18 protein-coding genes are annotated in these 21671 nt (G+C 67.2%); 8 read left to right on the forward strand and 10 right to left on the reverse strand.

All coding sequences use genetic code 11. The features are described 5' to 3' along the window. The 3 genes from IE075_RS03375 to IE075_RS03385 are packed head-to-tail and all read right to left on the reverse strand — an operon-like array spanning position 1 to position 2770. Positions 1-843: a tyrosine-protein phosphatase gene (locus IE075_RS03375; protein WP_189453290.1), complete on the reverse strand. Its 843-nt coding sequence runs from the start codon at positions 841-843 to the stop codon at positions 1-3. Continuing rightward, positions 843-1310 (reverse strand): VanZ family protein, encoded by a 468-nt coding sequence (locus tag IE075_RS03380; RefSeq protein ID WP_189453291.1) that lies wholly within the window; start codon positions 1308-1310, stop codon positions 843-845. The genes IE075_RS03375 and IE075_RS03380 overlap by 1 nt, the downstream gene beginning before the upstream one ends. A gap of 11 nt (positions 1311-1321) precedes the next feature. Beyond that, positions 1322-2770, reverse strand: coding sequence for a mannose-1-phosphate guanylyltransferase/mannose-6-phosphate isomerase (locus tag IE075_RS03385; protein WP_189453293.1), 1449 nt, complete (start codon positions 2768-2770; stop codon positions 1322-1324). 229 nt (positions 2771-2999) lie between these two features. Here IE075_RS03385 and IE075_RS03390 point away from each other — a divergent pair, with 229 nt between their 5' ends. The 3 genes from IE075_RS03390 (at position 3000) to IE075_RS15920 (ending at position 4307) form a co-directional block, all read left to right on the forward strand. Then, the gene (locus IE075_RS03390) at positions 3000-3209 is read left to right on the forward strand and encodes a hypothetical protein (protein WP_189453295.1); all 210 of its coding nucleotides are present in this window, start codon (positions 3000-3002) and stop codon (positions 3207-3209) included. 143 nt (positions 3210-3352) lie between these two features. Further along, positions 3353-3901, forward strand: coding sequence for an antitoxin Xre/MbcA/ParS toxin-binding domain-containing protein (locus tag IE075_RS03395; RefSeq protein WP_189453298.1), 549 nt, complete (start codon positions 3353-3355; stop codon positions 3899-3901). A gap of 217 nt (positions 3902-4118) precedes the next feature. After that, complete coding sequence (locus tag IE075_RS15920; protein ID WP_189453300.1) at positions 4119-4307, forward strand: copper chaperone PCu(A)C domain-containing protein; 189 nt, start codon at positions 4119-4121, stop codon at positions 4305-4307. A gap of 803 nt (positions 4308-5110) precedes the next feature. Here IE075_RS15920 and IE075_RS03410 read toward each other — a convergent pair. The 4 genes from IE075_RS03410 to IE075_RS03425 form a co-directional block, all read right to left on the reverse strand. Continuing rightward, positions 5111-6526 carry a M16 family metallopeptidase gene (locus IE075_RS03410; protein WP_189453304.1) on the reverse strand — a complete coding sequence of 472 codons (1416 nt, stop codon included), beginning with the start codon at positions 6524-6526 and terminating at the stop codon, positions 5111-5113. A 10-nt stretch (positions 6527-6536) separates the two neighbouring features. Then, positions 6537-7919 (reverse strand): M16 family metallopeptidase, encoded by a 1383-nt coding sequence (locus IE075_RS03415; RefSeq protein WP_189453306.1) that lies wholly within the window; start codon positions 7917-7919, stop codon positions 6537-6539. Between the two features lie 559 nt (positions 7920-8478). After that, positions 8479-9462, reverse strand: coding sequence for a TraB/GumN family protein (locus tag IE075_RS03420; protein ID WP_189453308.1), 984 nt, complete (start codon positions 9460-9462; stop codon positions 8479-8481). An 812-nt stretch (positions 9463-10274) separates the two neighbouring features. Continuing rightward, positions 10275-12323, reverse strand: a complete 2049-nt coding sequence (locus IE075_RS03425) for an FG-GAP repeat domain-containing protein (protein ID WP_189453310.1) — start codon at positions 12321-12323, stop codon at positions 10275-10277. A gap of 1275 nt (positions 12324-13598) precedes the next feature. Here IE075_RS03425 and IE075_RS03430 point away from each other — a divergent pair. The 3 genes from IE075_RS03430 to IE075_RS03440 are packed head-to-tail and all read left to right on the forward strand — an operon-like array spanning position 13599 to position 15528. Beyond that, entirely contained in the window at positions 13599-14450 is an 852-nt protein-coding gene (locus tag IE075_RS03430) for a DUF2167 domain-containing protein (RefSeq protein WP_189453312.1), read from the forward strand. Next, positions 14447-15130, forward strand: a complete 684-nt coding sequence (locus tag IE075_RS03435) for a hypothetical protein (protein ID WP_189453314.1) — start codon at positions 14447-14449, stop codon at positions 15128-15130. The genes IE075_RS03430 and IE075_RS03435 overlap by 4 nt, the downstream gene beginning before the upstream one ends. A 17-nt stretch (positions 15131-15147) precedes the next feature. Further along, positions 15148-15528: a J domain-containing protein gene (locus IE075_RS03440; RefSeq protein ID WP_189453316.1), complete on the forward strand. Its 381-nt coding sequence runs from the start codon at positions 15148-15150 to the stop codon at positions 15526-15528. 441 nt (positions 15529-15969) lie between these two features. Here the strand turns inward: IE075_RS03440 and IE075_RS03445 are convergent, their stop codons facing one another. The 3 genes from IE075_RS03445 to IE075_RS03455 all read right to left on the reverse strand — a co-directional run bounded on the left by IE075_RS03445 (position 15970) and on the right by IE075_RS03455 (position 20055). Next, positions 15970-16854 carry a hypothetical protein gene (locus tag IE075_RS03445; RefSeq protein WP_189453318.1) on the reverse strand — a complete coding sequence of 295 codons (885 nt, stop codon included), beginning with the start codon at positions 16852-16854 and terminating at the stop codon, positions 15970-15972. Positions 16855-17409: 555 nt separating this feature from the next. Further along, entirely contained in the window at positions 17410-18315 is a 906-nt protein-coding gene (locus IE075_RS03450; RefSeq protein ID WP_189453320.1) for a hypothetical protein, read from the reverse strand. A gap of 387 nt (positions 18316-18702) precedes the next feature. After that, on the reverse strand, positions 18703-20055 hold the full coding sequence (locus IE075_RS03455; RefSeq protein WP_189453323.1) for a phosphohexomutase domain-containing protein: 1353 nt from the start codon (positions 20053-20055) through the stop codon (positions 18703-18705). Positions 20056-20579: 524 nt separating this feature from the next. Between IE075_RS03455 and IE075_RS03460 the strand changes: the two genes are divergently transcribed. Both IE075_RS03460 and IE075_RS03465 read left to right on the forward strand, forming a co-directional pair. Further along, a complete protein-coding gene (locus IE075_RS03460) occupies positions 20580-20996 on the forward strand; it encodes a TlpA family protein disulfide reductase (RefSeq protein WP_189453325.1) in 417 nt (138 codons plus the stop codon). A gap of 186 nt (positions 20997-21182) precedes the next feature. Next, entirely contained in the window at positions 21183-21458 is a 276-nt protein-coding gene (locus IE075_RS03465; protein WP_189453327.1) for a hypothetical protein, read from the forward strand. Positions 21459-21671: the final 213 nt, after the last annotated feature.

The raw sequence follows: 21671 nt of genomic DNA on the forward strand, positions 1-21671 counted from the left end.
TCAGTGCGCGCGCGCGCCACGAAGCCCCCGCAGGAAGCGGCTCAGCGCCGACGCATGCGGCACTGCCGGCTGCAGCTGCCCTGTCCCTTTCCGAGTCAGGGGCACGCTGTCCGGAGGCCCGTTGTCGAGCACCGACTGCGGACGCCCGCGGACCATGTTCTCGGCTTCGATCCGACCGACCAGCCGCTCGGCTGCCTCACGTGCCTCGGCAAGCAACGGGGGGCGGCGTTCGGGATGGTGCGCGTCGGTCGCGAGGATGTGACACCTTCCCTCGCCGACGAAGCGCTCACCCCAGTAGCGGACGCGTCGCCCGAAGCGCCCTGTCAACGCGCCGGCGGTCACCTGCATCCACGCGCCCCGGTCCGTGAGGCGCTCGAACACGTCGTAATGCTCGTGCACCCAGCTGAGGCGCTCGGGATGCGTGATCACGGGGACCAGGCCAGCCGTCATCAGCTCGAATACGGCGTCCTCGAAGCCGGGCGGCGCCGAGTGGTGCGGCGGCTCCAGCAGCAGGTACCGGGAGCCCGCGAGCGTCGGCACCCGACCCTCCGCGACGCTGCGGACGAGGTCCCGCGCAAGGTGAACGTCCGCACCGACCTCGAGCCGTAGAGCAATCCCGGCCTCGTCCAATTCGCGCTGCATGCGCGTGACTGCGATCGAGATGCCGCTGGCCGAATTGTTATAGAGGCCGGGGTAGATATGCGGCGTGCACACGACGGTGCCGATCCCGTCCGCCGCCGCAACGCGGGCCATCTCGAGCGCCATATCGAGATGCTCGGCGCCGTCGTCGATCCACGGCAGCAGGTGGGAATGCAGGTCGATCATCGGGGCCTCCGTGCTCATCAGCCTTGTCTCTCCTCGACCGCGCCCGGTAGACCGGACCGCCGCCTACCCTTCGTCACGGCGCCGATCCATAAGGCGCCCGGGGACGGCTCCCGCGCACCCACGACGGCGGCGTGCACGGCCGAGGCGGGATCAAAAAGGGCGGCGATGGATCGCCGCCTTCCCCAGGCATCCGCCAGCATCAAACCAAAAATTGCGCCCACGGCGCCGGCAGCGATGTCGGCGAGGGAGCCGGTTCGACTCGCAATGAACGTCTGCCCGAGTTCGACAGCACTCGCCGCAAGCAGCAGCGCGCCGGCGTACTCGGCGCGAGACAGCTGCGGCAGCCCCGCTCTCAGTGTCAGCGCGAGTGCGGCAAAGCCGACGAGGTGCGCGATCTTGTCGTGCTCGGCGATCGCCCGAGGCAGTCCCGCTGGGTGCCATGCAAACACTGCAAGCAGGATCGCCACCACCACCGCGGGCGCCACGCGCAGCACGGTCAGCCGCGGCCGTATGCGTCCTCGAAGCGGACGATGTCGTCCTCTCCGAGGTAGCTGCCCGACTGGACTTCAATGAGCTCCAACGGAACGCGCCCCGGGTTTTCGAGGCGGTGCGTGACGCCCAGGGGGATGTAGGTGCTCTGGTTTTCAGAGAGGATCACCGTTTCATCGCCGCGCGTGATGCGACCCGTTCCGCGCACCACGATCCAGTGCTCGGCGCGGTGGTGATGCATCTGCAAGCTCAGCTTCGCGCCGGGCTTGACCGTGATCCGTTTCACCTGGAAACGCTCGCCGGTATCGATCGAGTCGTAACTTCCCCACGGCCGGTACACCTTTCGATGCGAGACGGGCTCCGGTCGTCCCTGCGCCTTCAGTGCCGTCACGATCGATTTGACGTCCTGCACGTGGTCCTTGTGGGCGACGAGCACCGCGTCGGTGGTATCGACGACCACGACGTCCTTGAGCCCAAGCAACGCGACCAGGCGGCCGTTGCCCCACGCCAGCGTGTTGCGGCAGTCGCGCGCAATCACATCGCCGTGGTGCGCGTTGCCGTCTCCGTCCTGCTGGGCGACCTGCCACAGCGCTGACCAGCTTCCGACGTCGTTCCAGCCGACCGCAATCGGCAGGACGGCGGCATCGGCGGTCTTTTCCATGACCGCGTAGTCGATCGAGTCGGCCGGGCACTGCGTAAACGAGTGGCGATCCAGCCGAACGAAGTCGTCGTCCCGGCGAGCCATGGCCAGCGCGTTGCGGCAGGCCGCGAGCATCGCCGGGCAGTGCCGCTCGAGCTCGGCAAGGTAGGCCCCTGCGCGAAACAGGAACATGCCGCTGTTCCAGAAGTAGTCGCCGGACGCGACGTACTCCTGCGCGAGTGCGGCGGTTGGCTTCTCGACGAAGCGCTCCACCGCGCGGACGCCCTCGCCCGCTGCGGCGCGAATGTAGCCGTAGCCGGTCTCGGGCCCTGTGGGGACGATGCCGAACGTCACGAGACGGCCCGCATCCGCGGCCCGCCGTGCCTGCTCGACGGCCGAGCGGAACGCCTCTCCATCCGGGATGACGTGGTCCGACGGCAGCACGAGCAACAGTGGGTCGGCGCCGTCGCGCATCGCGGCGAGCGCGGCAACGGCGATGGCCGGCGCCGTGTTACGGCCTACGGGCTCGAGCACGATCGAGGTCGGCTTGCAGCCCGCCTCCCGCAGCTGCTCCGCGACCATGAAGCGATGTTCTTCGTTGGCCACGACGATGGGCGGCCGTGACGCGATCGCTTCGACGCGCCGCCACGTCGCCTGAAGCATGGTGTCGTCGCCCGCGAGCGCAAGAAACTGCTTTGGATATGCTTCGCGCGACAACGGCCACAGGCGGGTCCCCGACCCGCCCGACAGAATTACTGGAATCATTGCGCTCCCCTTTAGCGCGCTCAGAGTAATGCCGTGAATCGTGACAGCCATCGGAATAATTCGTGGCGGCTTGGTACAAGACGCGCTTGCGGGCCCCGTCGACTCCGCGGAGCCCCTCTGCGCCGCCTCACCGGCGAGGCGCCTTCCGCCACGCTGATTCATCCGTGTCCCGGGGTGCAGCACAGGAAGCCGGGTCACGCCGTTGCAACGTCGCGCTCACGTTTTTCTACGTGGCTCGCGGCACAGTCGGCGTTCCAGCCCCGACCAGCACGAGGACGCCATGACACGCCCCCAGTCGCCGCTGCAGGATCCCATCGGCGCAGTCGAGCCCGGCTTTGCAGACCTGCCCGCCTTCCTGGCCGCGCGAAAACCTCACGACGCTATCCAATCCGATCCGCAGGCGCGCCTTGAGGCGTCGCCCGCGGATGCGCGCGTCTACGACAGCGAGCGCCTTCCCACGGGTCGCCGCACGCGTCCGGGCGAGCATTGACGCGACACGTCGCGCGTTGAACGGAGTCGGTCGGAGTGCACCGCCAAGCCGTTCGGCCGCTCAGTGGCCGCGATTGGAGAGTGGATACGCGCGCCGCGGGCTTGGGCGTACCATCCCTCGAGGCCTGTTCAAACGGGTGCGGCATGACGACCCTCGACCACTCGTACGCAGTTGACGATGCCGATTTGCTCGCGCGGGTCGGGCAGCTGCTCGATCTAGACCTGCATAGCGGTGACGACCTCCGGCGCCTTGCCGCGTCCGGCGTGTCGGCGCGGGCATTCAACGAGTTCGCACGTCGACTGCCGCTGCCAAAACGGCTGCTTCGTTCAGTGCTTCACCGGCAGCGACGCGGAGGGGGATTGCGCCTATCGCCGCTCGAAAGCGAAGCCGTGCTGCGGATTGCCCGGACCTACGCGCTCGCTCAGCTCGTGCTGTCGGATGACCACCGCGCCCTAGCCTGGTTCACGACGCCGGCAGCCTACCTGGATCAGTACACGGCGCTGTCCCCGCTTGAGCTTTCGCTCACGGACACGGGTGCGCGCCTCATAGAAAGTCGTCTGCGAGCGCACGCGAAGGCCTCGACGCCGGACGCGGCAACAGACGCGCTGAGGCCGCGCGCCGGCATGCCCCCACCCTGCTCCGCTGCATCAGCGCGGCGCGAGGACGATTCCGGGCCGGTGGCGCGACTTTGACGTCGCAGCCCGGTCGACACCCGACGGGAAACGATCTCGGCAGACTGGGAGCTTGCGGTGGACGTCGGCCGGCAGGGGGGGGTGCTGCTGCGCTCTCTCGTACTCTCGGTTCTCGCCTGCACTCGGGGTCCCGGTGCGCCCGTGCCTGCTGCCAGTATCGTCGTGGAAGACGCGTGGATGCGCGCCGCCGCCGGGTGCCCGCGTCGCCGGCGGTTAGGTGACCCTTCGAAACGAGGGCAACGCGCAGGACCGCCTGCTCCCCGCTCGCAGCCCCCCCCGCGCCGCGGATGTTCAGCTGCACGACGTGCGCCGCGAAGGCAGCGTCTCGCGCATGCGACTCATGTCTGACACGCTGGTCGTTCCGTCCGGGGCCACGATGACGATGTCACCGGTGGCATGCACCTGATGTTCCTCGCTCCCACGCAGCAGCAGCTGGAAGGTGCGCGAGTGCCAGCCACGCTGACGTTCGCGCGCGCCGGCGCCGCCCGCGTGAGCTTTCGGGTGATTGCGGTGGCGCGGCCGTGCCGGAGTCGCGCCACCGCCACTGAGAGACACGAGCTCAGCGCCGGGACACGCGATTGAGTTGGCCCGCCGGCGGCGTGAAGACTGGCGAGCCGTCGCCTCAAGCGCGGCGCAACCCGCTTACGGATGGCGCGACTGAGCTGTCGGCGCGGCTGCGGCAACGACGTGGCCGAGACTCAAGCGCGGCGGGCCGTCCAGCTCCGGTCCTTGCACTTGGCAGGCCGTGGAACCTCGGAGGTGGTCAAGAAATCGCCAGCGCGGCGCCGGCGCCTGCCGCTTCAACGGATGAGCCTGCTCGCCCAGTGATTGCCCCAAGGGTTATCCACACACCTCGTGGACAGTGTTCCACGGCTCAGGTCGGCCCTGCCGCCGCCACTAGCGAGCGCCGCGTCGGCCTAGTGGCGGTTCGACGGACCCAGTGCTCACCGACTACGCCGGGGAGGTGCGCCCGCCGTGAGACGCGACCCAGCCAGCGCGTCGTCGCCTTTCGTCGCCGGCGAGGGTCACGTTGAGCGCGACGCGACCAGTACCGCGTTGAATCAACCGCGGTACTCGGTCAGAGCGCCGCATCTCGCCTTCCCGACGCGGCGCTCCGGACCGCCCGCCGCCGGCCCTGCCCGGGCGGGCCCCGGCACAGCAGGCCGCCCCGCCGACCACTTCGGTCGACGGCGCTTCGCATTTACGCAGTCATTTCGTCCGCGTTTCGAACGTGCCGTGCGGCTTCAACTGCTCGGCCACAGCCTTCGGGTCGCCGACCACGACGATCGACATCGACTTCGGGTCGAAGTACTTCTGCCCCATCGCCTGAACTTGCGCGGCGTCGACGGCCCGGATCTTCGGCACGTATTCGCCCAGGAACTCCGCAGGCAGCCCGACAAGCCAGTTATTGGCGAGCGTCGCGGCCACCGCACCCTGCATCTGGTTGTTGATCAGGTATCCGCCGGCGACGTAGCGCTTGGTGTCGTCGAGCTCGCGGGCCGGCACCGGCTCCACACCCATGCGGCGAAGCTCGGACGCGAACTCCTGGATGGCCGCGCCCGTGACCTCGTTGCGCACGTCAGCCGAGGCCGAGACGCGGCCGCCGGCCCGCATTGCGTTGAGGCCGCCGCGGGCGCCGTACGTGTAGCCCTTGTCCTCTCGCAAGTTCTGCATCAAGCGTGAGCTGAAACTGCCGCCGAGCACCGTGCCGGCGAGCTGCAGCGGGACGTAGTCGGCGTCGGTCGCGGCGACGGCGGGACGGCCCAGCCGGATCGCGGACTGCACGCTGCCAGGACGGTCGATTAGCACGTACGAGGGCTTGGCATCGCGAGGTGCGCCGGCGGCGAGCGGCGGCGCCGCTCCGGTCGCGTGCCAGTCACCGAACGCGGTCTCAGCGGCTTCGAAGGCATCCGCAGGCGCGATCCGGCCTGCAATGACGAGCAGCGCGCGATCGGGGCGGAAGCGGGCGGCGTGCGCGGCCTTCAGTGCTTGGGGCGACAGCGCGGCGATCGCGCCTTCCGACAGCGTGGTGTTGGCATACGCATGGTCGCCGTACACCGCCTGCTGCAGCGCGCGCTCGGCCTTGAAGCCGGGCTGTGCTTCCTGCGCCTTCAGCCCCTGAGCCGCGTTCGCCTGGGCGAGGCGAACCTCACCTTCCGGAAAGCTCGGAGTGCGTGCGATCTCGCCGAGCAGAGCCAGCATTTCGGGCGCACGGGACGCAAGCGCATTGCCGAACACGCTGATGCCGTCCGCGCTGGCGCCCGCGCCGACCGATCCGCCAAGCCCTTGCGCGGCTTCGGCGATCTCGCGGGAGCTGCGCTTGGCGGTGCCCTCGCTGAGCAGGCCCGCGAGCAACCCCGCGAAGCCCGACGCATTCGCGTCATCCGCGGCAAGCCCGGCGCCGCGTACAGCCAGCACGGCGTCGACGCGTGGCAGCCCGTCACGCGGAACGACCCAGACCTCCAAGCCGTTCGCGAGCACCTTCTTCTCGATCTGGGGGACGGGCAATGGCTTGTCGGGGGCGAACGGCGGCAGTTCCTTCGGGAGCTCAGTCGCCGGGCCGGCCACGGCGCCACCGGCAAGCAATGCCGCAACAGCGAACGCGAGTGTGGTGATCTTCTTCATCGCAATCTCCTTACTTCGAGGCGCCGGCTGCAGGCGCGGCGCCCTGCAGCATCGCTTCGGGCTTGCGGTCGATAACCGTGCGGTTTTCGCGCGTGAGGTAGGTCTTCGCGACCCGCTGCAGGTCCGCGCTGGTCACGCCCTCGATCCAGGTCGGAATCTTGTTAACCACGTTCGCGTCGCCCCAAAGCGTCTCGAGTTTCGCGAGCGTGTCGGCGCGATTGATGAACGACTCGAGGTTGTTGTACCAGTCCGCCAGCATTCGGGTCTTGACCCGCTCCAACTCGGCGTCGGTCACGCCCTCACGCGCGATCTTCGCGATTTCTTCGTCGAATGCAGCGAGCACGGCGTCCGCGTCCGTGGTCGGCTTGTACAGCGTGAACACGGTGAACAGCGTCGGGCCGTCGTACTCCCAGGGGCTCGTCAGGCCGTACAAGGATTCGACGTTGAGCGCCAGTTCGCGCCCCTTCACCACCCCCTGATAGAAGCGCGAAGCATCGCCGCCCGCCAGCACCTTTCCGAGCACCGCCATCGGCGCCTGGTCCTTGCTGCCGCGCTCGGGCATCTTCCAAGCCGCTGCGATCGCGGGCACCTGCGCCAGCGCGTCGGACTGCGTGACGCGCTTTTCCTTCGTGTTGAGCCCTTCCGAGAAGTCGGGGGCCTTCGGGGTCGGGCGCGCCTCGATGCCGCCGAAATATTTCTCGGCGAGCTTGAACGCCTCTGCGGGTGCAATGTCACCGGCGATGCCGAGCACGGCATTGTTCGGGCCGTAATAGTCGCGGTGGAACGCGGCCACGTCCTTCAGGCTCGCTCCTTCGAGGTCCTTGAAGCTGCCGTAGCCGTCGTGGTTGTTCTCCCACTTCTGGAACGCATGCTGGCCGATGTCGATCCACATGAAGCCGCCGTACGGCTGGTTCTTCACGTTGACGCGGATCTCCTCCTTCACCACGTCCTGCTGGTTCTTGAGCGTCGTCGGGTTGAAGTCGAGCGTCTTCATCCGGTCCGCCTCGAGCCAGAGGATCGGCTCGAGTGCGGTAGACGGCGCCACTTCGATGTAGTTCGTGAAGTCCGGGCGCGTGGAGCCGTTGTTGCGGCCGCCGCCGCCGGTGATCACCTGATCGAACACGCCCTCCTTCGCATTCGGCGTGCCTTCGAACATCAGGTGCTCGAACAGGTGGGCGAAGCCGGTGCGGTTGCGCGGCTCGAGCCGCATGCCGACGCCGTAGACCACGCTCACGCCGACGGTGGGCGAACTGCGGTCTTCGGAAACCACGACGGTGAGCCCGTTGTCGAGTTTCTTGACCGCGACCGGCACCTGCCAGCGATCGGTTTGCGCGGCGTGCGCGGAAAGCGACAGCAGGCCGCCCACGAGGGCAGCCAGAATTTGACGACGCATCGGAGTTCCTCTTCCGGTTGAGGCCGCCAGCCTAACGGCGGGAGGACGTCGGCGAGCCCCCCGAAGGTCATGGCTGCGCGCCGCTGGGCCGAAGCGTGTTCTAGCTATCGAGCAGCCCGAGTACCCGGCCCCAGTCGCGGGCCGTGCATCAGCAGTGCCGTCGCACTCGGAGGCAGCTTCAGTCGCCGCCGGCGTCGCAGCCACCGGTTCGGCACCGGTGCTTGTCGTGTTGGAACCGATGGACAGTGGCCAACGCGCGCTGATGCTCCCGTCGTCCGCGCTGTGTCCGCGGGCGACGGTAAGGCGGCTGCCTCCGCGAGGAGCGCCACACGCCTCTCACCGTCGCGAACGGCGCTGTGGATCCCATCCGTTCGATCGACAGCACGTGCTCCTCGTGTGCCGCGCCTTTACGTGGGATACCTCAGGAGCGTCGCGTTACACGTCCAGCTGCTTGCGACATCGGCAAGGGACCACCGGGCACGGCCGGCAACCGGTTGCCGCGCCCGCCTCAGTGCTGCGGCTGTACCACCCGAAGCGCAGCGTCCGGGCTGCATATGACTCAGGGGGCCGCAGCGGCTCCGGGCCCAGGAGCAGCACCGCCCTGCAGCGCGTACAGGGAGCCCTTACGATTCCCGCCCAATTGTTGGGCCACGTAGCCGCGGGACGCGAGCAGTGCGAGCACTCCGTCGTCGCCCAGCAGGTGCATCGAGCCGACCACCACGAGCGTGTCGCTGCCCGCCGGTCGCTGCAGAAGCTCGACGAGCTTCGGGAGCCACCCGTTATTGCGATCGGTGTTGACGAGTCGGTAGCTCACCGGGGACGACTGCTTCATCCCCTGTCTCGTGAGGCGGTCGAGCGTTTCGACGTCGCCCGCGGTCCATGCGCTCCGCAGCGCATCGAACGCGCTAGCGACCGCATCCGGAGCCGCGAGCAGGGCCTTCAGCGTTGCCAGTTGTTCGCTCACCGGGGCCGCCGCGGAGGTCCGCATCTGGTCCTCGAACGTTTCCAGTCCGCTCACCGGCTTGCCCGCCTCGCGAGCGCGACGCATCAGGTGTTTGTCGACGCCGAATTCGTGCCGATACCCAGCGCCGTGTGAGATCCCCGCCACGAGCTGCCCGTTGACGAGCCACGGCGCGAACTCCTCGTACTGCCCGAGCCTGAGTCCACGCTTGGCGAGCGCCGCTTCGAGCGCCGACGCGCGGGCGGGGTCGAGGCGCTCGGAAAGGCGAACGCCGTCGGCGGCCCGAGCGAGGCGTCGCACGGTCGCCGGGTTGTCGGGGCGCTCGAGTTCGGAAGGCGCCACCTCGAAGACCACGGATTCAGCGTCCCAGAACGCTTCGTCCACTTCGCGGGGGAGCGGATAGTCCTGCTCGCGGAGCAAGTGGAAGGACCCCAGCACGTAAACCGTCGCGCCACCGTTGCTCAACCGCCACAGCAGGGGCTTGCGATCACGTGCAGCATCTGGAGACACCGATCCAGACGCGTGGGCGGTGCCCAGTGCGACAAGCAATGCGAATGTGCTGAAGAAGCGGGCGAGCGGCATGGCGCTGAAGCGGAGGCGGTCGATACCCCGCTATCGGCGCGAACGCGGGCGACTTGAACGCGCCTGCGTTGCTCGATGTGTCGCGTTTCTACCGGGCACCGCGCCCACACCCGTTGCGCCGTCACGCGCATGCGGAGGGCGGTGGCTCCCGTCGTTGACCGAAGCCCGGGCCGCGTTTTTCCTGATGCGCCGTAGCCGCTGCCCGCAAAGAGCGTGCGTTGTGGTCGCCGATCTGCTTTCCCGGCCCTGGAACGCACACGACTGACGACTTGTCGGGCACCCGCGCTTCGCTTGCGCCCCCGCGGCAGGGACGACGATTGCGCACCCGTGTCCATGCTCGTCGAGGCATGCATGGAGCCTTTGCGACCGGAAGGCACACTAAGCCTGACGTTGCTATACCGAGGGCGCCCGGCCCCTTCCTGCGCTCTGTAGTGCTGCGGGAATCAAGCACTGGTGATGGCTTCCAAGGACCTGGTTCTTTTCATTAGACGCGGAACAAGTGTCTATAAGCACCTTGAGCCTCACAGGCCGCGCTAGCTGGCCTCAGGCCGCTCGCACGTCGACCTCTTGGGAACTGACGGCGATCCGCTAGTCCGGCGCCGGTTTTGCGTGGGGCAGTCGAGCTGGCCCGGGCTCCGCCGCCCAGGCAAAGCATTGCAGATCCCAAAGGAGCCCAGCGCCGCGCGCTCATATCGTCCCTTAGGCGCACAAAAAAGGGACGGCGCGTCTGCACGCCGTCCCCTTCTCGACACCCGAGCTGTACTCGCGACCGTTACCTAGCGTCGCGGTCGTGCCGACTCGGGACAGGCCCGTCACTCACGCAACAGAGCCCAGCCCGCGGGATAACGCGGCATGTTCGCACCACTGAACGACGCGCCGTTCGATGTCCACAGCTGCATTGCAGTCCCATCGGTCCAGACTACGTCAGTGAGGCCGTCGCCGGTCTGGTCACCCACATGCGCGACGCGCCAAGCGCTGCCCACACTGTACCCCGTGCCCGCCATGCGTAGCGGTCCCGCCATCGACCACACGACGAAATGCCCGCCATCGGCGTGGCGCCACAACAGGTCCGCGTATCCGTCACCGCTGACGTCGCCGGCCCCGGCTAGCACCCAACCAACTGGATACCCACCCATCTCAGAACGTGTGAACGACAGGCCCGCCGATCCGCTCCAGAGCTCCAGTACGCGGTCGCTTGCCACGACCAAATCGAGGCGGCGCTCACCGGTTAGGTCGCCCGCCCCGATAACTCGCCAGGACGACGGGAGGCCATAAGCACTAGAGCTGACGATCCGCTCGCCATTCATTCCCCACAACGCGAGCACTGTGTTCGCGTTGTCACGCCAGACCATGTCGTCACGGCCATCGCCGTCGACATCGCCGGTAGCGACCACGCGGTAACCGGACGGGAAAGGGCCCATGCTCGCGCCAACGTAACCGCTGCTACTCGTCTTCCACATCTGCATGGACGCGCCGTCGCTCCACACGATGTCGAGTCGTCGGTCACCGTTGAAATCGCCCTTCGCCACGACATTCCAGGCCGCGCCCACTGAATATCCCGCGCTTCCGACGACGTTAGCCCCAACCATGTTCCACAGCGCGAAGTTTTGCTTGGCGTCATCGCGCCACAGCAAGTCACTCTTGCCGTCGCCGTCGACGTCGTCGCGTGGCTTAGGAAGCCCGCAGTTTTTGCCGTAGAGAAGGACCACGCCTTGGTTGCTATTGGCATACGCGACGTCGCTGCAGCCGTCCCCGTTAACATCGCCTGCGCCCAACCCCTGCGGATTCGGATGGCTTGAGACCGGCGCGGCGAAGAGACGCTCAGGCTGCAGGCCATTGGGGCCCTGCATATAAAAACCGACGTTGGACCAGCCGCCGTGCAAAACGACTAGATCGTCACGGCCGTCGCGATTCAAATCGGTAGAGATTGATGCCGACGGAATGTCGTAGCTCTGCAACGACGCTCCCTGGTGAAGTTCGCCGGCCCCGGATTGATAATAGGTCCAAATTTGTGCGGGGCTATTCTTTGGCTCTGGAAGGGCCACGTCGTTCAAGCCGTCGTGGTTGAGGTCTCCAATTGCCACTGCGTAGGGGGACCAGCCAGTGGAAGAAGTGGTGTACGTCCGCGCCAGACCCAGTCCCCCCTTCCGGTCATGGGGGTATACCCAAAAATTCCGGGACCCTTGGCCGGAGCTGATCAATACGTCAGGAAAACCATCGCCCGTAACGTCGCCGACCTTCAGATCGTTGTAGCCGACCGCGTTGGTTGGAAACGACTGCGACCTTGCGATCCCACCCGCGCCGTTACCGAAGAATAAGTACGCGCCGGAACTCCAGCTCTGACCGATGACGTCCATGTTCCCGTCGAGGTCAATGTCGAGCACGCCGACGACGTCTGATGCCTGCGGCGCCGAGTAGACGGCCGTAGTAAACCCGCCCGCCGAGTTAACAGTTAGAACGCTAATGCCCGTCGAGTGCCCGACGACGATGTCGCGCACACCGTCGCGGTTCATGTCTCCCAGCGTGATACCGACCCGGTACGCGGTGCTGTTACCGAATGGATACTTCCCATTGATCAGCAAGCTGCCGTCGGGCTGCTGCTCGAGTACGAACACCCGACTGGTGTTTTCGTTGGCGCTCCAGGAATAGCTCGTCACCGCGACCACATCGTCCCGACCGTCGCCGGTGACGTCGCCAACAGCCACAGCGTTGACCTCGGCCCCCAATGCATGCGACTGCGCGGGCGAGAATGTGAACGCATTCGTGGTACTCGCCGATGCAGGTTCGGTCGTCGCGAACCCGGCCCGCAGCGCGGACGACGCCCTGGCGCGAAACACGCCGTCTTCTACGTTCGCTGTCAACTCGGAGGGTCCCGCGTTGTCAGTCGTCGATCCATACAAGTGCGCAGATGCCACTGCGGCACACCCGATGCCGATCAAAGCCGTCCATGTTTTTCGCATCATTTTCTGATCTCTACGGATTGAAACGTTTGTTGAAAGTGGGTTGTGCGCCGGCCGACACGCAGCGCGGGACCCGTGCGAGCGCAACGCATGCCGCACGTCCGCGCCAGAACTCGAGCGCTGGCCTACGGATGTGTGGGCGCGGCCTGTGAAGGTCCCGGCTTCGCTGCCTCGGCGGCTGCGATGACTGAGGACTAAGGCACGGCCGCCTGGGCTCAAAACAAGTTGGTCTTCGCGTCGCAGCAGTGCCGACGAACCTGGGCGTCGCGGTGACTCGCCATGACCGACGTGGCCGTCCGTGTCGCGCAAGACGCCGTTCGCGTCGCGCAAGGCGAGTTCCACCTTTTGTACCGGTAGTAGTCGTACTACGGGTGCCACCGGCGCAGTCCAACCGCTGAGCGACACGGCCGAGAACGCTCCTCGCCCGCCACCTGCAGTGCGACACGCACGGAACTGTGCCAATCCCGTCCCGTCGGGCGGCCGCGCCGGAAATCATTAATTTCCCCTGTGTCTCCGACAGCCGGCACGGCTCGGGAGCGTCATGCTCAACCATTAGGACGGGGGACACAAGAGAAACATTCTTGCGTCACCGTTCGGGGACGCGCCGTCGCTCAGTCCTAGGGGTCCGAAGGGCACCTAAGCTGGATGCGACCGGGGCGGAGCCGGTGCGGGTCGACTGATCCCGTCGCCTAGCCCCTCTGATCCGAACCGAGCACCCCGAGCGAGGCCTGAGACTCGTCGCGTGCTGGCGAACACGCGCGAACCGAAGCAGGGGCTGCGCGCGCCGATCGAGGTTGCAGAGTGCGCCTCCGACCATCACGAAACTGCCTCGTCGGGTTGGGCTCACCTTCCTCTGTAGCGCAGGCTCCGGGGCGTAGCATCTGAGGCAAAGGAACCCCGTATGACCTGGGGGCATCGCGCCGCGTGCAGGAAACTGTGCGCGTCCCGCCGCGCGCCGCGCGCGCCAGTCGAGAAACCATTGAGTCACGCCGGCACTCGGTGTGGCCGCACCTGCGCGGACGTTCCCCCCCGCGGCGGCGCCTACAGACGCGCAAACGGGAGGGGTAAGCGCAGTCGTCCGAGACGAGAAAAACCCCTAGGCCGTGGCTCCTGTGCGAGTCGATGACAGCGCTTACCATGGCCGAACGCCAGGGGGGCGTTCTACAGGGGAAATGGATGAAGCTTTTTGCAACGGCGCTGCTCGCCGGCGTTTTTTCGTTCGCAGCCAGCGACACGGCGGCACAGGCACAGACGATCGACGACCTCGCGTGGCAGCACGGGCCCGCCGTGGGCACGCTCGGCGCCCAGGCGACCGTCAAAGTGCCCGAGGGCTATGTGTTCCTCGCACCCGACGGCGCCCGCGAGCTCAATCGCCTCACGCAGAACCCGGACCCGGGTGTCGACGAATACGTCCTCGCAAAAGACGACCTGTCGTGGGTCGCCTACTTCTCGTATGAAGACGTCGGCTACGTAAAGGATGACGAAAAGCTCGACAGCGCCGACCTGCTCGCGACGACGACCGAAGGCACCGAGGCGTCCAATGAAGAACGGCGCGCAAACGGCTGGCCAGCGTTGCACGTCAAGGGCTGGGCGTTCGAGCCGCAGTACGACAAGACGATCAATTCGCTCGAATGGGCTTTCCGGCTGCGCGGCGAAGGCTCCAACAGCGACACGATCAACTACAACACCCGGCTGCTCGGTCGCAGCGGCGTCATGAACGTGCTGCTCGTGACGGGCGACGAAGAGCTTCAGGCATCCGTCGCCGACTTCAAGCGCACCCTGCCCGGCTACGCGTTCAACGCGGGACAGACGTACGCCGAATTCCGCGAGGGCGATCGCATTGCCGAGTACGGGCTTGCCGCGCTGGTGACCGGTGGCGCAGCCGCGGTGGCTTCGAAGAAGGGCTTCTTTGCGATGCTCGGCGTTTTCTTCCTCAAATTCTGGAAGCTCGCGCTCGCCGGGATGGTGGCGGTCGGCATGGGTGCGCGTTCGTTGTTCGGCAAGAAGAAGACCGACGGCGCCGCGTGACCTTCGACGCCGCCGACGCAGCACTCGTGATCGGCGCACTCGCGCTGTATCTCTACGACAGCGCGATGCTTCTGTACGCCGACGAGATCGTGCTCACGCGGGGTCGCCGCGGGTGGTGCGTGTCGTCGGGCTCGGGCTACACGCTCGATCGGCGATTCCCGGTGCTGGGTCAGCCTTGGGCGCCGTGGCGACCACAGTTTCGGGAGCGCTGGGATCGCACGGCGGTTGCTGAGGCACCGCGTGACGATGCAGCGTTCTACAGCGCGCTGCGCCCACTCCAGTGGGCCAGCGCCCTGCAGTTCGTCTGGCTGTTTGCAGCGCTGCCCGCTGTGCTGTTTCTGCGCGCGCCGATCGAGACGCTGCTGGTGCTTGCTATCGCGGTCTATGCGACATCGGGCGCGGCCGTGGCATTCGCGGTCGGCCAGCGGGATCGGCTCGGACTGACAAAGCGCGCGTTGCTGACGTTCGCAACGGACGTGCTGGCGTGCCCGCCCTTCGCGATCAACGCTGCGCGCAAGGCGTGCCTCGCACGGGGTTTGCAGACCGAGGTCCAGGCGTTTCTTGCCTCACACCTGAGGCCTGAGGAGCGCGTGCAAGTCGCAAGGGTTATAAGGACGCGACTCCACGGCGGCGGCGAAGCCGCTGCCGCCTCCCAGTCCGAGCCGGGACCCCAGCCATGACATTCACCGAAGGCGCCGTGATCGTCAGCGGGCTGGTCATCGGCTACTGGTTCATTTCCGTCTTCGTTCCGAATGCGAAGCGTGAGCGGACTGACGCCGACCGCCATGCTGCGCAGCAGCGCGACAGCGCGCCGCCGGTGCTGGCGCCGCCGGCGGAGCCACCGCCCGTCCCGGCACCGATCGATCCGCCGCCACTGCCCACGCGTGCGTGGCACGAGGTGCTCGGCGTAGCGCCCGACGCCGGGCGCACGGATATCCGCGAGGCCTACGAGGCGGCGCTGCTCCGGCACAGCCCTGAAGACGTGGCATCGCTGACGGCCGAAAAACGTGCCCTCGCCCGCTTCCGGACCCGCGAACTGCACGAAGCCTACGAAGTAGCGCTGCGCGCGCGAGGCTAACATCACGTTCGCTGTCACTCCTCAGGTAAAAGGCACGCGGCACGGGTGCCGGCCGATGTCTGCCACTGGCCGGCCGCCACGGGACCGCCCGGCGGTGCGCTTGCGAGTACCGCCAGCGGCTGCAATGTTTAAAAACAGGCAGTTATGGCGGCCTCGCGGTGTGCGCGCGAACTGCCGAGGATTTCGCCGCTAGCGCTCAACGACAGTCGCGCACCACTCGCCGGCCGGAACGCTCAGAGCGCCCGGGTTGCACGATCACCTCGCGAGCGTCGATCGCCGCGCCTAGGAGCTCGCGGTCCGCGATGCGCAGTCGGCCGAGCACGTCAGCAGCCCAGCGCCCGCGCCACACCAACGCCGCGCGACGGTGTGGAGCACGGACGCGCCCGGGCCGCGTGGCGGCCCAGGCACGAGGAACAGAAAGGCTCGCGGACGGTGGCTGGTTTAGAACGTGCGCTTGCACGGCTTCGCCGCGACGGCATTGGCGCCGTTGTTGAGCGCGTCCAGATGGTCCTTCAGTTGCTCCTGGATCGCACGCTCCTCATCGCCCGTCGGCGTGAACTGATCGCGCGCAAGTGACTCGTTCGCGAGCGCAATGAGTTCGTTGATGGTCCCGCCGAACGGAAGGTACGTGCGCGTGCCGTTGACGAAGCCGGCTTCTCGATTGAGGACCATCGCAGCGAGGTGCGACGACAACTTGGCGGCCATGTTGGTTGCGTTGGTTTTGTTGATCCACGCCTGCACCTCTTCGGCCGTCGTCGGGTCGAACGGCAGTCCGTTGCCGTCGACGAGATTCAGGTCGCGCAGAAGCGCGAGCTCTTCCTCGGCACCGTCGAGCTCGTCGAGCAGGCGAGCGCGGCCGTTCTTGTTGCTCCAAAAGCCCGGGGTCCGGCCACCGCTCGGTGCCAGGCAGTAGTTGCCAAACTTGATGACCTTCGACCGGCCGGCGATGAGCGTGACGTCGGTGACCGGATTGACGGGGTTGCCATCGGCGTCGACCGGCGCGGACTGCACCCAGTTCGACTCGACCGGCATGGCCTCACCGACCCAGTAGCCGCCGCCGGCGGGGAGCAAACTCCAGCGCGCCTGACCGGACGAGTTGGTGAGCTGCGTCGACCTGGCCTCGCTGCCCGCGCGCCCGAGCGTCATCGGCCAACCCACGATGACCCTGTCGCCCGCGTCGTAGAGGCCGTTGGCGTTCTTGTCATAGAACTTGACGACCTTCAGGTTGCAGCTCGTGGGCTCCGTGGCGAAACCAATGCCAGCGGTGAGCCCTGCGACGATAGCGGCGCTGATGGCGATGCGGCGAAGGGACGACGAGGTCTTCATGGGAATCTCCCGAACAGCGATGACGCCGCCCACGCGGCCCCGCGTGGGCTGGCTCGTTGGTGTGAACGCCTGGTGATCGATCCTTCGGACAGGTTGCGAGCGAGCTCATCGGGCGCCTTCACGCGTTGCCATGACACGCACCGTCCGGGCGTCGTGACCACACGCGCGACATTCCGTCGAACAATCAACGGGCTAGCCCGCAATCGTCGAGGCAGGCGGCATCGCGTTTGCGCCGCAAACGATACGTAGGTGCAACGCGCCGGATGCGAGCGCTGGCGCGCTCTGTACGCTGCTGCGGTGTGCTGGACCGATGCTGCCAACGTCGAACAAAAACGGACGGAGCGAAGGTCCCGTCCGTTGCGTTCACTCTCATCCTGGTGGCGACATGCGCTGCGCCCCCGACAACACGCCTCGCCCCGCTGTCGAGCGTGCGCCGGTGTCTTGCTTCCGGCGCTTCCCTGAGCAGAGGTAGGCACGCGGGGCGAAGCGCCCCACATGCAGCAGCGCGTCGCAAGCGGACCCGGCTGCGCATCCGCGGTGTTCGCGGCCCTTGAGTCAGCGGGCCGGCCGATTCATTGACCGAGTGCGACGTTCGGGTCGACTGGGGCGCAGGATCACCTCCTGCGTCACGACCTTGGACACGAACGCCGCTTGATCGCCCAGAACGGGATCCTCGACAAACGCATGGATCTTCAGCATCGCCCGACCGGGGCGGAAGCCGGCGGTCTGGAATATCGCGATTTGGTGGCTGCCTCCCGGCGTGCAGCCCATACGGTCGCCGACGATGGAGCGGGTGACGGTGCCCCCCGGGCCGCGCTGCACGAGGGTGGCGTCGAAGTCGCCGCCGGTCGCGTTGTTGCAGACGGCCACGAACCGCGCCAAGGCGTCCTCATAGCCCTGACGCCACGTGCTGCGCACGAGCTCGACCACGGGCAGGATCCTGATGTCCATCGTCGTGATCGGATCCAGCGCGGGCTTGACGATGTCCACCTGCCCCCACAGCGTTGCATCGGAACCTGCGCAGCGCTGCTCGAAGGTGGCGCGGAACCGCTCGACGTAGCCCGACTGCTCGAACTTGAGTTCGGTGATCTCGTACCGGCCACTGACGACGGCGCAGCGCTGCGACTCGTGCTGGAACTCCAAGCGCGGACGCGACGGGTCGTACTCGACGTCGCCGCCGTGGGCGTTCTCGTACACGCCAGGCTCGAGCCGCCCGTCCGCCGGCGCCTGGATGGAAAGCCAGTAATCCCCGTCGGTGCCGCGTCCACTGATGGACATCGAGGACTCCCCGCCCCTCTCATACAGCGGCGACAGAGTCATCTGCTGCCCTAGACCCACCGGGTCGCCAGGCTCGGACACGAAAGACAGCCGCTCGATCGGTTCCGCTGACACGGGGATCGCGAACAGGACGGCGACGAGCGCCCCCGCGGCTGCGAGGGAACGACGGGTGGGCAGGCTCATGCGACTTCTCCTCACGGGGCGTGGCGGCGGACCGAGTGTCCGCGCCTGCGTGCGTCCCGGGCCTCGGGTGCGCAGAAGCACCGGAGGGGTGACGCAGTCCGACTATCCTCCTGTCCACGCCCTCCACAGCCGCTGCATTTGCGACACGTTTTGAGGCGCGAGCGTTCGAGCTTCAGCGTGGTTCGTCGCGGCGCTGCGTCGCGCGATTCCGATCGCGGCCAGTCCGCACGTTCGACCGCAGGCGCGCACGCTGCGGGCGCACGTGCCGTGCCCTTTGCATCCGACGGACTGAGCGCACGGCGCAAACGAAAACGGGCGGGTGCCGAAGCCCCGCCCGTTCTTGCATCGCCTGAAGCGGTCGCGACCGGACCGCGACGCCGCCCTCCGTCAGCCCGCCTGCGACATGACCTCGCGGATCTCGGCCACCTTCTCGTCAACCAGCGCCGCGTTTCCGCGCGACTCGACATTGAGGCGCACGAGCGGCTCCGTGTTCGAACTGCGCAGGTTGAGGCGCCACTCGCCGAAGTCGGCGGACAGGCCGTCGGTGCGGTCGATCTCCGGATTCAACGGCGCGTACTTTGCCGTCACCGCTTCGATCGCGGCCTTCGCATCGGCCACCTTGAAGTTGATCTCGCCGCTGCACGGGAAACGCGACATGCGGTCCTCAACGAGTTCGGCCAGCGACTGGCCGCTCTCGCTGACAAGCGCCGCGATGAGCAGCCACGGCACCATGCCGGTGTCGCAGAACGCAAAGTCGCGGAAGTAGTGGTGCGCACTCATCTCGCCGCCGTAGATCGCGTTCTCGGCGCGCATGCGCTCCTTGATGAAGGCGTGACCCGTCTTGCTCTGGATCGGCGTGCCGCCTGCGTCCTGCACCATCTCGATCGTGTTCCAGACCAGGCGCGGGTCGTGAATGATTTTGCCGCCCGGACTGCGCGCGAGCAGCGCCTTCGCGAGCAGGCCGACGAGGTAGTAACCCTCGATGAAGCGGCCGTCGGCGTCGAAGAAGAAGCAACGATCGAAATCGCCGTCCCACGCGATGCCCATGTCCGCGCCGCGTGCGCGCACCGCCTCGGCGGTGGCTGCCCGGTTCTCGGGCAGGATCGGATTCGGGATGCCGTTCGGGAAGGTGCCGTCGGGCTCGTGCTGCAGGCGGATGAACTCGAACGGCAGGTTCGGCGCAAGACCGTCGATAACCAGTCCCGCGCCGCCGTTGCCTGCGTTGGTCACGATCTTCAGCGGCTTGAGGTCGCGACCCTCGACGTAGCCGAGCAGACGCTCGAAGTACGCGCTCTTGTCGTGCTGCGCGCGCTCGCTGCCCTGCCCGCCGGACGGCAGCGCCTCGTCAGACGTCGCCCGATCGCGGATCGTCAGCAAGCCCGTGTCGCCGCTGATCGGCTTCGCGCCTTCGCGCACCGGCTTCATGCCGTTGTAGTCCATCGGATTGTGGCTCGCGGTGACCATGACGCCGCCGGCCGCGCCGAGGTGGTCGGTCTGGAAGTAGACCTCCTCGGTGCCGCACAGGCCGATGTCGATCACGTCACGGCCCGCGCCGCGGAAGCCTTCGCTCAGCGCGATCTGCAGGTCGGGGCTGCTGAGGCGCACGTCGCGGCCGAGCACGACCGGGCCGGGCTGCAGCAGGTCGCTCATCGCCGCCGCAATGCGGCGCGCGAGCGCTTCGTCGAGTTCATCCGGGACCCGGCCGCGGATGTCGTAGGCCTTAAAGGCGTTGCGGGACATTGGAGCTCCTTGGGTCAAGTGCATCGAATAGCGGGCGCGTCCGAAGGCGCGCATCGGCGCGACACGGTAACGGTCGCGGCGCGAAGGGGGTGCAGAGGGTAGCGGTTGAGCCTGGTCGCCGATACTCGCGCGTTGTAGCTCGTGTCGGAGCGAGGGACGCCGGGTCGCCGTTCCTCGCGGCAAAGCGGAGGACCACTTGGCCCGCTGCCAAGCTCCGCCGCGTGTTGAACAGCGGGCGACAGTCGGCGCTCGGCGTCGTCGCGCGGCTTGTCGTAAGCGATGCGACCGCGGCGAAACTCCTGTCCTGGGCAACTAAAGATTTCGCGAAATGCGCGCAACCGGCCGATTACGGCGCATTTTCTTCTCGCATGCGCGGATCGGCGCCGGAGCGGTTGCAAGCTCGTCATCGAGTCAGGTCGTCCACCAGGCCCGCGGGCGGCGATTGTCGGAGCACTGTGGGATTGCCTTGCAAACTGTTCGAGGGAGCAACACTCAGGCTGAGTGCCGTCGGGAGGTGGTGTGTGATGCTGGCACTCGGGCTCGGGACCCTCACCGCGCACGCGGCGCCCGCGGTGGGCGACACGCCGCCAGACAGGCTCGGCAGGACGCCGCAGGGGGACGAGGCCCGCATCAGCGATTGGCGCGGGAAGCTCCTGGTCGTGGCGTTCGGGTGGTCGTGGAACGGTCGCCGCCGTAATCAGCTTCCGCTTCTGGAGGCGATACAGAAGGCAGCGGGCTGTGACCAACTCGAAGTGGTGCCGCTCAACTTCAAGGGGCCGGCGCGAACGCATCGCGAGATCACACGCACGCTTAAGGGCGCAACGCTGATGCTCACGCACAACCGAGACCGCGCAATCTCGGCCGCGTACCACGTCACGTCAGTGCCGCAGATGTTCATGATCGACAAGGCCGGACGCATAGGCTGGGCGCACTACGGGTAATCTGAAAAAGACCTCCCGGAGATTGGAGCGGCGTAGAGCGTCCGCTGGACGAGCCCTGGTCACGCGAACAAGGACGGCCGGTGGCGCTGTCGTCGCGCCGCGCTGGCTGAGCAAGGCGAACGCTCCTCCACGCATTCGCGCGCTGGGAGCCGTCGAAGTCGGACGCAGGAAACAGAAGGTACTCAAATGGACAAGCACCAGGCCGATGCGGTTGCCGAGGCCATCCTCAAACCCGATCGTGCTCATCAAGAGGCGATCGCCCGCAGACGCGCCGCGTACGACAAAAGCATCGCGGAGCGCCGCGTTGTCGCGAAGTGGACCCTCGTCGGCTGCGCGGTCGGGGCGGCCGCGGCGTATCTGACCGGCGTGCGATTCACCGAGGGCGTGATCTGGGGCGGCCTTGCGGCTACCGCCGTTGGCTGGTTGGTCGTGCTCTGGCGCCGGCACCGGCGCGCGGCATGAGGGCGCCTCGGCGGCCAGACGCACTTCCCCTCTCGCTCGGGCGAGCGCTGCTCTTCTTTCTCGGAGCGCTTTCGGGCTCGATCACAGGCGTGCTCGTAGGGCCGCGGATCGTGGCGGCGTTCCCGCACGCGCCGGAGTGGCTGCTCCCTGCAGTGTTGGCGTGCTCGGTGGTCCTGGCGCTGGTCGCGGCGTACGCGGCATTCCGTTTCGCCA

It is taken from the genome of Cognatilysobacter bugurensis (assembly GCF_014652095.1).
GTDB lineage: Bacteria > Pseudomonadota > Gammaproteobacteria > Xanthomonadales > Xanthomonadaceae > Cognatilysobacter > Cognatilysobacter bugurensis.